This window comes from Sphingobacterium sp. NGMCC 1.201703 (assembly GCF_047784615.1).
Lineage (GTDB): Bacteria > Bacteroidota > Bacteroidia > Sphingobacteriales > Sphingobacteriaceae > Sphingobacterium.
Window position 1 is genome coordinate 14,050 of record NZ_JBLOHD010000006.1, and the last position, 13,371, is coordinate 27,420.

At 40.8% G+C, this 13,371-nt stretch carries 8 protein-coding genes; all 8 read right to left on the minus strand.

The window, feature by feature from the left end:
- Positions 1-8 precede the first annotated feature (8 nt).
- From ACK8HY_RS13660 to ACK8HY_RS13695, 8 genes are read right to left on the minus strand one after another with little or no spacing between them, the layout of a single operon-like run.
- The gene (locus tag ACK8HY_RS13660) at positions 9-1,616 is read right to left on the minus strand and encodes a DUF5008 domain-containing protein (protein WP_416133919.1); all 1,608 of its coding nucleotides are present in this window, start codon (positions 1,614-1,616) and stop codon (positions 9-11) included.
- Between the two features lie 15 nt (positions 1,617-1,631).
- A complete protein-coding gene (locus ACK8HY_RS13665) occupies positions 1,632-2,390 on the minus strand; it encodes a hypothetical protein (protein ID WP_416133920.1) in 759 nt (252 codons plus the stop codon).
- Positions 2,391-2,401: 11 nt separating this feature from the next.
- Positions 2,402-3,919 (minus strand): RagB/SusD family nutrient uptake outer membrane protein, encoded by a 1,518-nt coding sequence (locus ACK8HY_RS13670; RefSeq protein ID WP_416133921.1) that lies wholly within the window; start codon positions 3,917-3,919, stop codon positions 2,402-2,404.
- A gap of 13 nt (positions 3,920-3,932) precedes the next feature.
- Positions 3,933-7,094, minus strand: a complete 3,162-nt coding sequence (locus tag ACK8HY_RS13675) for a SusC/RagA family TonB-linked outer membrane protein (RefSeq protein ID WP_416133922.1) — start codon at positions 7,092-7,094, stop codon at positions 3,933-3,935.
- A 29-nt stretch (positions 7,095-7,123) separates the two neighbouring features.
- Positions 7,124-8,164 carry a DUF5007 domain-containing protein gene (locus ACK8HY_RS13680; protein WP_416133923.1) on the minus strand — a complete coding sequence of 347 codons (1,041 nt, stop codon included), beginning with the start codon at positions 8,162-8,164 and terminating at the stop codon, positions 7,124-7,126.
- Between the two features lies 1 nt (position 8,165).
- On the minus strand, positions 8,166-8,837 hold the full coding sequence (locus ACK8HY_RS13685) for a hypothetical protein (protein WP_416133924.1): 672 nt from the start codon (positions 8,835-8,837) through the stop codon (positions 8,166-8,168).
- 14 nt (positions 8,838-8,851) lie between these two features.
- Entirely contained in the window at positions 8,852-10,369 is a 1,518-nt protein-coding gene (locus ACK8HY_RS13690) for a RagB/SusD family nutrient uptake outer membrane protein (RefSeq protein WP_416133925.1), read from the minus strand.
- Positions 10,370-10,391: 22 nt separating this feature from the next.
- On the minus strand, positions 10,392-13,325 hold the full coding sequence (locus tag ACK8HY_RS13695) for a SusC/RagA family TonB-linked outer membrane protein (RefSeq protein WP_416133926.1): 2,934 nt from the start codon (positions 13,323-13,325) through the stop codon (positions 10,392-10,394).
- Positions 13,326-13,371: the final 46 nt, after the last annotated feature.

Sequence of the window (13,371 nt, forward strand, 5' to 3'; positions counted from 1 at the left end):
TTATTGGGTTAATTCTTGATTTCCAAACGCAGGAAGTTTCCTACTGTTTTTTGCCCAAATTGGAGAATACTGCCTCCAAGCAACAATGCAGGTTCACCTAAAGAGGATTTCGTCTCGGTTACTTTATAAAGTGCGCCCGTGAATGGTCCCAATGAGTTATATTTTTGCAGTAATTCGCCATTTTTTTCCAAGATCAATAGATTTGCCCTTGGCACACCCGCATAGCTTTGTTGTGTTCCATCAATAATGAGCTGTCCATTGTTTAGAATTTGAGCATAATTGATAATTCCAGTACCAATATCGCGCAAGATGAAGGAGTCATCAACGGTACCATCTGTATTCATCAGTGCAACATTATTCACTTTGCCTGAAGCCCCTGCTCCTGTAAAAATGCCCGAAACAGCTAATTTTTTTAAGCTACTGTTATAGCTTACCTTTAATAACCGGGTAATATTTCCATTCAATTTAAACGTCTCATCTAAGGAGCCGTCTGATTTGATACAGGCAATTCCATTGGCTGCCTTACCATTATAGGAAGTAAAAGCACCCACGATGACAATACGATCATTGTCGATCATTGCAGCATCCATAATTTGCCCATTTGCTCCGGCGTTATTCAACGCAAATGTAGAATCTAACGAACCATCCTCCTTCATGCGAATGACACCCTTCGCAGAGGAAATAATATACCTACGGGAATCGCGGGAAGAATAATCGTAATCAATCTTAAAATGTGATGTAAAGTTACCTATTGCGATCACCTTATTGTCAGCTGTCGTGAAAGCTCTGATAATCATATTGTTTACACCACCATTGAAGGCAGATACCGTATCCAATGAATTTTTTGGATCATTACCAGGATTGATGACCTCTACAACCATGGAATCGATCGCTCCATCATTGTTGACGCGAACAATGTTATTGACCATTCGTTTGGCAAAAGTTCCCATAGCACCGGCGAAGATAAATTTACCATCACTTGTCTTGGCAATAGAACGCACAAAACCGCCTCCGAATGTGCCTTGACCAAATTTCATATTACCGCTGGTTTTGCCATTGGCATCAATAAAATGTACCCCATTGCGATAAACCTTTTGATTTTCTGGAACATTTAAGGTAATAGCTTCATTTTCGAAGTTATAAAAAGACCCTGCCACAATAAAACCACCGGCATTCGGTAAAATATCGTATACACCCCCACTAAATCCATTCACCATACCGTAGTTTTCGTCCACCGACGTATTTCCCTCAATCTCCAGGCGTGGCCCATAAAAAATTTCTTCACCCACAACTATTTTGGCATTTCCGGAGGTAATCTGCGTTGGGACTTTAATCGTGACCAGCGAATCTTTCGCCGAGACTACTTCTACCGCCGTGTTATTCACAAAAAAGTTAATCTGATCTAGTTTTCCTTTTAGTCCTTTCACATAAAAATCCACCAATTCACCAGGTTTGGCTGTGCCTGGTTCTGGATAATTAATATAAAATCCGACTCCCAGTGGATCCTTTCCTCCTGCGTACGGATCCGTTCCGGTTACGATATCCTTGCTACAGGCAGCACATGTGATTAATGCTACAATCAGGACAGTTATTTTGGTTATTAAATTTCTTTTCATAATAATATCAGATCGTTATTTTTTTGGAAGAACACCCAACAAGTAAGCCTCATCTGCAAATTCATAAATCTGAAATCCAAAGGAATGTTTCGAAAATTGCAGTACATGTAATACACCATTGGTCGGTTGAATATCCGATGTCGCTACCGGCGCGGTAATATAAGGGACAAAATAATCCTTGATTTCATCGGGCACACTAAAGGAATATGGGAAGTTCAAATAAAGTTGACGGTAGCCTGCATATTTAATGACCTGTGTACCACCAGAGCTTTCATTTTTACTCACGACATCATTGTAGAGCACACCTATATTCATATCGCCACCATCCAGGTTTTTATACACCCCACCCGGAAATGCTGCCAAGTTTAGTGTATCGATCTGACGATAATCTTTGGCCACATTCTTACCTTTAAAAATATATCTGGACAGGTATTTTCTCCAAACTTCCGGTCTGATTTGCTCCAGTTTGGTGATAGAATCCTGTCCTGAACGGAATAATGTTTGATTCAACAACCACACAGACTTCAAAATGCAAGGATCAGGCGGAGCAAAGAATGTTACTTCATCATTTTTCAGTACATTATCTAACTTAGCAACTTTCAATGCAACCATCAGGGTATCAAACAAATCGGGTCTTGATTCCAGGTAATTCCAGATCGTACCGTTAAACTTCGCTTCATGAACACCCGTATCGATATAATCTTCTTTTTTACAGGCCGAAAACAGCGAAACTACCATCAACAGTAAAAAAGTATATTTCCAAATCTTTTTCATGATCTATTCCTTTAATTCCAGTAATTATTTAATTGCATATAAGGGTTATTTGTCCGGGCAGACTTATCAATTGGCCAGGTCCACCCACCCGAGTTAAAGGCTGCAACTGACATCGGAGCACTTGTATATTCCGAATTGATTACCTTTTTCGTGCGCACCAGGTCATAAAAGAAGTTTGCTTCTCCTAATAACTCTCTGACGCGTTCCCACCAGATAGCATCTTTCAAATCATCCCCACTGTCTCGAATGGGTGCTGCCTTAGCACGTGTACGAATGACATTGACAACAGTTCTTGCCTCTTCATCTTTGCCTAATTCTGCCAAAGCTTCGGCTCGTAGTAAAATTGGGTCAGGATAGCGGAATACCATTTGGTTATCATCTGGATTGTTATCTTCTCCCTCTTCCATAAATACGTTCGAAAATTTTAGACATTGAAAATCTCCATTTGTCGAATAGATATCTTTATCAAACCAATACACTTTACGCTGATCGTCCTCAGTCGGTGGATACATCTTTTCCATAAATTTTGGATCGTAATAGATATAGGACTTGGTTGTCACTTTATTTGGCGCATGGAGCACATAATCCGAATAAGATGCCGATAAGTGAAAACTTTCGCCATAGTTGAAGTTTTGTACGATCTCAAACAAGCCTTCTTTTGTCCGGCCTTTAAAGATCTCTTTTGTTCTGCTGAGGTCCAACAAAGCATAAGCTCCGCCATTTTCTTCCATCAACTCTTTTCCGAGATCTGCGACTTTCTGATAAAGCACTGTTTTATCATCCGTTCCTAGTCCTGCGATCCACATATTGATATGCATATTAAGCGTCATAGCAGCACCACGCATCGCTTTCACAGCAACAACGGAAGGATCATCGTAGGTCCAGGGCAGATCTTTATAGGTAGCATCCAAATCGGCCGAAAGGTTCTTTAATACCGTGAACATATTTGTCCGCGGTAAGGGGTTCGTATTTACATCGGTATAATAAGGGACATCACCATACAAACGCACCATGAAAAAATAAGCTAAGGAACGTAGGAAAACAGCCTCTGCCTTATAGGTTTTTTTCATATCCTCACTAAGGAATGGCATATCTTTATTTTCTAATTGGTAGATGACAATATTCGCATTTTGAACCATCTTATAGAAGTTATTCCATTGCGTGATCCTAGGAAATCTGAAATAGGCAAAATTATTACTCACATCCTCACTAGTTCTAGACATAATCGCATTCAAATCATTTTGCCTCAACAATGAAATATAATCCCTTCCAGCCCCTGATGTTGCACTCGTCCGATTTGTAGGAGCACAACGCAAGTCGCCTGATGCCGGAAAAAAGATATTCGTCATGGTTGCTTCTCTGAAAGTAGAATAGATCCCCCCCATGTACTGATCGACATCTGCTTGTCTGGTCCAGTAATTATTTCCCGTTAATTTGTCAATCTGAGTAATATTTAGGAAGTCCTTTCCGCAGGAGCTCAAACCCAGGGATGCTCCCAATATAAATAGATATAAAAATTTCTTTCTCATGTTGTCTTCGAACTTAGAATTGTACACTTACTCCCAATGAATAGGTTCTTCTACTTGGATAACCGTTTGAGCCGTCACGTCCAACACCTGTTACCAATTCTGGATCTGGTCCGGAATAATTGCTAAACGTATAAACATTGTTTGCCGTTAGATTGATGCGTGCAGACGATACGCCAAAACGACGCGCCCATCGTCTGTCAAAATTGTAGCCTACTGTGATTGTGTTAATTTTCACATAAGAGCCGTCCTCCATAAACATGGTTGAGTTGTAACGATAAGGATTATATAATGTCAAACGTGTAAAATCCGAAACATTGGGATAATCTGCGTTGTCACCTAATTGGCGCCATACATTATAAGCATCCAATGGAACATAGGCTCCAGGGGCGCCATCACCGTAGTTCTGGCCACTTGGATCCGAATAGTTCCGGAAACGATCCGTTAAGGCTGTATTTAAGATATCACGGTCTATGGTATAAGATAATTGCGTACGCAAAGACCAATTTTTATAGCGTGTATAGAGGTATAAACCGCCTGTAATTGCTGGCTGCGAATTACCGACATATACTAAATCATTTTCGTCTAGCACATAGTCACCATTAAGATCTGTAAAAATGGGGTCCCCCGCACGGAAGAACTTACCTTCGTTCATTTCTCCTCCTGCCCGGTAACGCAGTCCTGTTAGCGGATTAACCGGTACTTGGTCGTCCGATTTATAGACACCTTTATAATCATATAAGACAAAAGTAAATGCGTTCCGCCCTAGACGGAAGAATTGAGGAAGATCGTATCCTGATCCATCTGCCTTTACCAGCTGACGTGCACCATCGGGCAATGAGGTTACATAATCCCTATTTATTGCAAACGTTGCATTTGCATTCATTTCCCAATCCGAGTTCGTTAATTTTGGTCGATATTGAATACTCAGCTCGTGGCCTTTGTTCACCATTGCTTTCTCGTTGGTCAATACATTTCTGAACGCATTATGATTTGCAATTGGTTTTTTATCTAAGATTTTATCCGATTGCTTGTAATAAGTTTCATAAGTAATATAGAGGGAGCTATTGAAAAATCCAAGCTCAGCTGCGGCCGACCATTGTGTTGTCGATTGCGGTACTAATCCCGTATTGGGGGCAATTTCTAGATCCAATGATGTCGTCGGTCTATTGTTGTAACGACCGTCGTCAATCTTATACCAACCGTAGATATCCGACAAGGTGCCTGCTGGAGAAATTGTCCGACCTACCGAGCCTCTCAAGAAACCTGTATCCCACCAATCCACGTTTTCCATAAATTTTTCTTTCTTGAAATTCCAACGTAAACCCGCTGAAGGATTCTTGGTCCAAGGTGTTGCACCTCCGGTCAACGAACTACCATCGACACGGTAAGTCAAATCAAGAATATACTTTGAATCGTAGTTATACGAGAAACTTCCTGCATATGCCACTGATCTAAAATTATTCAATGAGTTTAACAAACCGCCAAGCGTTTTTCGTGTATTGTAGCTAATTCCCGTTTGAAATTGATCATTGGCCGTTCCGCGAATTTTCGATAAGTCTTCTGACGACGCAGATATTTCCATTTCCGTGAATCCATAGACACTAAAAAGATGCTTCTCTTTAATTGCCTTCACATAAGACAGTTGATTCCGGTTATAGACTTTACTTTTGTTGCTATAATAACTGTATACCTCTGAAGAGTTGCCTAAAAGTATCTCTGGTGTATAACGATCTTTTGTCGAAGTTGTATAGTTATAGTTTAAGGTAACGGAAGCACGTACATCTTTAATAGGTACATACTGCAATTCCAATTGTCCTAAATAATTCCCGGTTTTATTCTGGTCATCTACGCCCAATGCCGATAACGCCCCCATACTTCCAGAAAACAGGGAAGGTGATGGATACAGCGAGGTTGTATTAACCGATTTACCTACCCCCGTCTGCATCAATGCATTTCCTGAGCCCATCTTATTTTGCGCCACATTGACATTGATGTTGGTCATCATTCTGAAACGATCGCTCGGCTCATACTGCATATTGGAAGTCATTGTATATCTTTTAAAACCCGTATTGGCGATGATACCATTTTCATCATAATAGTTCATATTGGCTTTGTAATTGAATGTACGCTCTCCACCAGAGATACCAATATTATGCGTCTGATTCATGGTATTGCGGTAGAAGTAAGATTGCCAGTCCGTTGAGTTATTATAATAGGGATTCAGGGAATCGGCCAATATTGGTGAATCGTTGATACGGCGCAGCGCTGCAGCCAATGTCGTATCATTCATCAGGATTTGCTCCAAACGAACCATACGCTCGCCCTTACCACCAATCACGCGACGCAATTGCGGCACTGCCGACAAGAAAAACTGACCTTGATAATTTACGATAGGCACTTTTGAATTACCTCGCTTGGTACGCACCTGAATAACGCCATAGGCACCCCGCGATCCATACATTGCTGTTGCCTGCGCATCTTTCATAACGGTTATATCTTCGATATCTTCTGGCGGAATCATGGAAATTGGCGACACGCCGGGGCCGGCTGTCTCAAATCCATATTCATAACCCGAGTTGTCATCGATAGGGACACCATCAATAACGAATAATGGTGATGTCGGTGTTACAAAGGTATTGTCACCACTACCTGAAACATTAAAGCTAGACATCCCACGCACCGCCATCGTTCCGCGCATCCCCGGGCTACCTGTATTGTTCTGTATATTTAAACCAGCAACCTTACCTTGCAACAGGTCAACGAAGTTACCTGAAGGAATATCCTGTATTTCTTTGCCGGAGATTGTTACTACAGAACCAGTCAATGTCTCTCTTTTACGTTGTTGATATCCTACGACAACAGTCTCTTCCAGTTCCTGAGCCGTACTTTCCAAGGTCACGTTGTACTCCTTTTTACCAGCAACGATCGTATACTTTTCCGAACGATAGCCCTGATAGGAAAATACCATTACCCCGCTGTTCGGAACCGAAATCACAAACCGTCCATCTTCTCCAGTTTTTCCCAGATCTCGTCTAGGGTTTTCCAACCGTATAGAAACGCCACCGAGCGCTCTATTATCATTTCCTTTCACAAGCCCCTTGACCATGGTCTGGGCCCATGCCTCCCCCACCAAAAAGGCGCAAATGAAAGTTAATATTATGCTAAATTGTTTCATAATCTTTAAGCTAATTAGTCCGTCCATCATCAGTCAAATTTTGGCGTTTCATTGGTGAAGCGAAACTGTATCTCCCAATCTCCTTCTTCGTAGATCGCAAATGGCATCTCGATCCCACAATCTTCAAGAAAACCAAATTGCCCTTTCCTGCGGAATTTGAAATTCATCACGGCATAAGTACCATCGCTTGAAGTATAGTCGGTTTTGATAGGTGCCAATGGAATAGGATAAGCAACGTCATAAATCACCTTACCATTTTCAAATCTATGGTTGAAACCATGCACTAATTTACCCCATTCTGTTGCTGCAAATTTCTTCACATCAATTGGACGGTTTAAAGAATCCAAGAAACTTATGGTCAAGGTTCTGCTTCCCGTCCCCTTACTTTCCAACTTATTGAAATACACATTAATTAGACCTGGATAAACAAATTGATTTGTTCTTTCACCATACAAATTGGTTGTCCTGCTGGGATGCGTATAGGGCAGGGGTGATAAGCCTGTCACCGGATCCATAATACTCGGCTCAAATGCACGTTCACGATAAGGTTTTAATTTGAAATTCCGCAAATATCTGCGTCCCCCTGTGTTGCTAACTTCAATATCAAACACATAACCTGAATCTGGTTGTGCTTTGACGAAATTTGAATTTACGGCCTGTCCCCAAAAGTTTATATTGCCTGATTTCTCAAGAATCTCGAGAATAGGACGGTATTCCACTTTCCGTTTACTTTCAATTTCCGCGATGGATTTCTCTTCACCACTATATGATTTTGTCCAGATTTTTACCGGAAATTTATCTTCAAAAAGTGTTGAAAGCTGCCCATCAATATCACGCACATTCACAATTTTAAAGTTGAGCGGTTGAGAGGTATTCTGCCCTATATTGACAATATTATTATAGAAGGTATTTCTTCCTAACAATGGCATAAATTCGTTGGTGCTATACACCACATCAGTACCCAGTGAATCTTGGTCATCAGGAATGTACTTATTACATGAGGCTAGCATGAAAATTCCCATCCCGAGCATTAATAACTGTTTTGCCGATTTAAATATTTTCTTTTCCATGCTATTTGTTTAATAATTTAGCGAGTTTACTAAATCCGAAATTATGGCTTGGAGCCAGGACATGTAACATCCCATTTTGGGTACGGATATTCACCACAGATGTTGCGCTTTCCTGCCAGTAGCGTTGAAAAATAGATCTATTCATGTCACTCAATATGATCTGTTGCTGACCACCACCTATAATCCCCGAAGCTGATGTCACCTTATATTTTAAGGTCATATTATAATCGTCGATGGCTTTAATCACTTTTCCTTCAACAAAATCCCGCAGGTAAGGCGTATCGTATTCACCATCAAAGGCATAATGATAAGTCAAGGAATCAAGGATCAATTGTGGAATGTCTTCGAGATAAAGCGGCGATCTATTTCCCGCTTTTCGCACACCGTTCATGGCATCCAAAGCATTCGTAAAACTGCTGTTCGTCATTGCAAAAAAGGTCGTTGTTGCATTAGCATCTTTCAACTTAGCACGTACCGAAGGAACACGATCCAAGACTAACAACAAGGAGTCATAGGTATTACCCTGTGATTCCAAAAATTCCAATGAGGTTCCGTCAAATTCGGTATACTTGACTTGAAAATCTTCGTAATAGGTATTCCCTTTTTTACAACTAGCAATGCTCAGTAGTAATACGATTAGCGATAAGCCTAAAAAAATATGTTTGTTTTTCATGATTATCTATTCTATTATTTCCAATATGAGTTTTGCACCAGTTTGGAGTTTCTTTCCAGTACATCCGAGGAGATCGGCCAATAAATTCCACCTTTCTGGATCAAATCGTTCATGACAGGATTATTTTTCTTAATCTTTGCCAGGCGTATTTGATCGTACCATCTCCAACCTTCTCCCATCAATTCGCGTCTTCTCTCCAAAAAGATCTCTTCCAATAAATCTTTTGGCGAGTTGCTGATATAGGGCTTTAGACCGCGACGCTCTTTAATCACATTGAGGTACTTAATGGCATCATCACGCTGATTGAGAACCGCTTTTGCTTCTGCTTGCAGCAAGTAGATCTCTTCAAGGCGGGTAAAAACCAAGTTCGATCCAAAAATGGAAAAATCAGAATCGCCATTGCCATTACGGATGACCTTGATCTTACTAAAAATCGGAATATCGCCGTTGTAGTTGGTAAAGTAGTTGGTCCGTACTAATCCTGATACGGAGTCAATACCAAATCGCGTGTCGTTGACGTCATCAAACAATTTATTGATCGTGTCTCGGCTCACATAGATATCCGGTTTAGCTTTGGTGACAATCGGATAACCTAAAGTCAATGATTCGATATGACCTGTATTTGTCGCTTCGCCCAATTCGTAGGAAGAGCGAATCGCTAAGATCTGTGCGCGCGTGCTTGGCCCAAATAGACCATCTGTCGGATTCACTATTCCTGATGTCGTCAATAGTTCAAGATTCGCTTGTGAATAGTTGTCGATAACAAATCGCGAGTATACCTCCGCATTGATATATTTTCCTTGCCAAGCTGCTACGTGTGCCAATAGGGAATAGGCTGTTATTTTGTTGACCAAAACACCAACCCATGTACTATAAATCTCGCCATAATAGCTCTGTGCCCCTACAGCATAACGGTAAGGTAAATCCTGTGCAGCGGCTAATAGTTCGGTTTCCGCGAAAGCCAAAACAGTCGCTTCGGTCGATCGTGCAAGTTCTACAAAGGAACCATTATCGTAAGAATCTTTTAGTAACGGAACATCGCCCCAGATGCGGACCATATAGAAATACATCAGGGCACGGATAGTACGTGCTTGTGCAATATCGTATTTCATATCCCGTTCTGTGTATCGCTTATCTTTCGCCATCACTTCGGGTGCGCGTTCGATAAAAAGTGACGCAGCATTGATGACCGCATAAAATCTGCGCCAGTCCGTAAGATCCTTTAGTAAAGGATAGGCTGATCTCAGTTTATTTTCTTGGACGACACGAAGATCGGCCCGTGAATAAGGTGTAAAGTCACCGTAGCGCATCTCTCCATACACCCAATGCCCATAGTTATCAACCAATGCGGCCCGCATCAGGCCATAAATGCCCATTAAGTGCGCGCGCGTATCAGATATGGATTGCCATTCCAGTTTCTCGGATCCGAGATTGGAAGCGACAATATCCAATTTTTTATTACATGAGCTCGTAAAAGCAGTGATACCCAGCGCCATCAGGAATATTACCGCCCATCGATTATATCTTTTCATACTCTTTTCTACTATTAAATTATTACAGCTCTAACTTAACGCCTAAGGAAACCATTGGGGACAATGGGAGTCCATAACCTGTATAATATCCATTAAAATCTATCAGTTCGGGATCCGCTCCTGAGAACTTAGAGACCGTCAATAAATTGGTACCTGAAACGTAAACATAAGCTCTACGAATAGTCTTCATCTTGTCTTTTACATTGTTCAATTGAGCAAGATCGTAGCCCAAAGTCAAGGATCTCAACTTCAAGAAAGAAGCATTTTCCAGAAACAGATCTTGATCCACACGGTAGGCAACAATCGGGCTCCAAGGATTGTAAATCGGGTATTTATTCAAATCAACATCTTGCTGCCAATGAAATACTTCGCGAATCCCATCCAATGAATTGGTATTTTCGGTATTGATGAAATTATATTTATTGGAAGCACGTTGATTCAGGGCCTTATGTCCAAGGGCAAAATACCATTGCATATTCAGGTCAAAGCCTTTGAATTTGAAATAGTTTTGAAATGAGCCTGTCAGTTTAGGCATGGCATTTCCTTTCAGGACACGATCTTCGTCATTGATTTTAAAATCTCCGTTCTGATCTTTCCAGATGGGATCTCCTGCTGCAAAATCCACACCGTCAAACTGTATTTTCTGACCGTTTTGAACTGGGATACTCGCCTCGGTATCATAAGATCCTTGATTTTCGTACAACCAAAACTGATCAATGGCCTCGCCTACTTTTAATAAGCGATTACCCACTTTCAGTTGCTTGCGTCCTCCTGGAAGTGCTGTCAATTTATTTTGATTGTAATTTAGATTGAGGGATGTATTCCATAGCAATGTCTCAGGATTAGACAGCACTTTCGCAGACAGATTGAGATCCACGCCCGTATTTTTTACACTTAATCCATTGACAATCTGCCCAGAATAACCATATTCAGCAGGGATAGGTGAATTAATCAATTGATTTACATCTTTCTTTTGGTATAAGGAAACTTCAAAATCAATTTTCTTATCCAATAGTGTTCCATCAACGGTCAATTCGGCATGATCTGTATAAGGCCATTTGATATCATAACCGACCCAACCTTCCGAATAAGGTCTGGATGCGACAGCAAAACCGTTATAGGATACTAACGATTTTTCAGATCCCCAATTTAGATCAGCGGTATAATTTGGGCCAATGGCAAATTTACTTGTAAACACGGGTTTCCCAATTCGCGCCCAAGAGGCCTTTACCCCCAAATGGTTAAATAAATTGTCCTCATTTTCGGGAATCAAATGATATTTCGCAGCGAAAGAAGGTGTCATCAACCAACGTGAATCAGGTTGCATTGTTGAAGATCCATCATAACGTAAAACCGCATTTAAGTCCAGTAGATTTTTATATTTATAAGCCGCGGCCAAATACAAGGAGTGCAGTCTAAAATCTTCGCGATTACTGTACCTATTGACATATAGTCCCCCAATTGGCACTAAATAACTTCCTTTTTGAGGATCGCCATCAACAACGTTAACCTTGATAAAATCGTTTGGACCATCATAGGCACGTGCATAATTGTAACGGTACAGGTCTTGTGTATAAGAAGATCCTAAAGTCAAGTCCAATTTATGCTGTTCTTGAAATTCGAGATTGTATTCCAAGCGGTTATTGTACACCAAACGTTGATTAAAACCAAAATAACTTGACATATAGTTATTGGTTTCCATCAATGAACCTGGGAAAAAAGCTTGTCTTGCCCCCTCAGAATAATCAATTCCTAAGGAAGTATTAAATTTTAGGTTCTTGAGAAAATAAAGATCTAATGTTACCAGCGAATTTAAGAAATTAACCGTATTCTTATCCAAGGCCGCTTTATAGATATCTAGATACTGTGCATACATCTCCTTACCTGGTGAAATTGGTACAGATAAATCAGGTACATAAGAAGCTTCGCCAAATCGATCTCTGAGACTGCGATTACGATCTCTCAAACTACGGCTTGCATTGATTGTGGCACCAAAATTCAACCATTTAAAAGGAGCCATATTAACGTTAAATAAGGCATTGTATCGCTCAATATTAGTTTTGTCAGCCGAACTTGCATTCTTGGTATACCCACCTACGAACGAAAAGTTCGCACGATCATTACCACCACGTATACCTAAACTTCCGCCATAGATCGGTGTAGTTTTATAATATTCCTCAGTCCAATTCGCTGGCCCGTAATAATTTACATTAGTCGAGTCGCTCAGATATCCTGGGTAATTCAAACGGTCAGTAGCTGATCCATATTTGTTATAGAATATCGATCGGAACATATTCTCATATTGCGCATTTACGGGGGTTACTACGGGTTTTGTTGCCAGCCCAACATATGTATTAATGAAAATTTGACGCTCCCCCTCTCTACCTGGTTTTGTCAGGATCCAGATTGCACCATTAGCTGCTAGCGGCCCAAGCCTTGCTAATTTAACTGGATCTTTTATCACTTCGATAGACTCTACAGTTGCTAGGTCAATACCTGCGAAGTTGTCGGTTCCAGGTCCAATACGATTAAACTGATACTGCTGAATTGAATAGGCAAAGTTGTTGTCTCTTGCGATGGGTATTCCATTGACAAATACTGCTGGTTGCACATTAATCGCATCTTTGATTTCGAATAATGGCGATCCCAATCCCCGAAGTACCATATTCTTTGGCGCTCCTGGTTCGCCCGTCGCTTCTTGCACGTAGAGACCGGCAACTTGCCCTTTTAGAACCTCTGGAATACTGACAACAGGCAATGTTTCAACGTTTCTTAAATTGAGACTGTCTCTAACACCTTGTTTTTGCAATAAGGTAGCCAGTCGGCCTCTAAGTAATCGCTTGTCTACCTCATTGATTTCAGAAGTATCTTGTTTTGAAACCCAAAAATTAAGGTGGTTAGCCTTTACATTTGGTAACATAGGGACAAGAAATAAAAAACAAAATAGTCTTTTCATTCGATTTTATGTCTTAGGCTTAAAAAAAAATTGGCACTATTTAGCT

What these genes read in the sequence shown, in the direction of transcription:
- ACK8HY_RS13660 (WP_416133919.1), bottom strand. Translation starts at nt 1,616, where the DNA reads ATGAAAAGAAATTTAATAACCAAAATAACTGTCCTGATTGTAGCATTA.
- ACK8HY_RS13665 (WP_416133920.1), bottom strand. Translation starts at nt 2,390, where the DNA reads ATGAAAAAGATTTGGAAATATACTTTTTTACTGTTGATGGTAGTTTCG.
- ACK8HY_RS13670 (WP_416133921.1), bottom strand. Translation starts at nt 3,919, where the DNA reads ATGAGAAAGAAATTTTTATATCTATTTATATTGGGAGCATCCCTGGGT.
- ACK8HY_RS13675 (WP_416133922.1), bottom strand. Translation starts at nt 7,094, where the DNA reads ATGAAACAATTTAGCATAATATTAACTTTCATTTGCGCCTTTTTGGTG.
- ACK8HY_RS13680 (WP_416133923.1), bottom strand. Translation starts at nt 8,164, where the DNA reads ATGGAAAAGAAAATATTTAAATCGGCAAAACAGTTATTAATGCTCGGG.
- ACK8HY_RS13685 (WP_416133924.1), bottom strand. Translation starts at nt 8,837, where the DNA reads ATGAAAAACAAACATATTTTTTTAGGCTTATCGCTAATCGTATTACTA.
- ACK8HY_RS13690 (WP_416133925.1), bottom strand. Translation starts at nt 10,369, where the DNA reads ATGAAAAGATATAATCGATGGGCGGTAATATTCCTGATGGCGCTGGGT.
- ACK8HY_RS13695 (WP_416133926.1), bottom strand. Translation starts at nt 13,325, where the DNA reads ATGAAAAGACTATTTTGTTTTTTATTTCTTGTCCCTATGTTACCAAAT.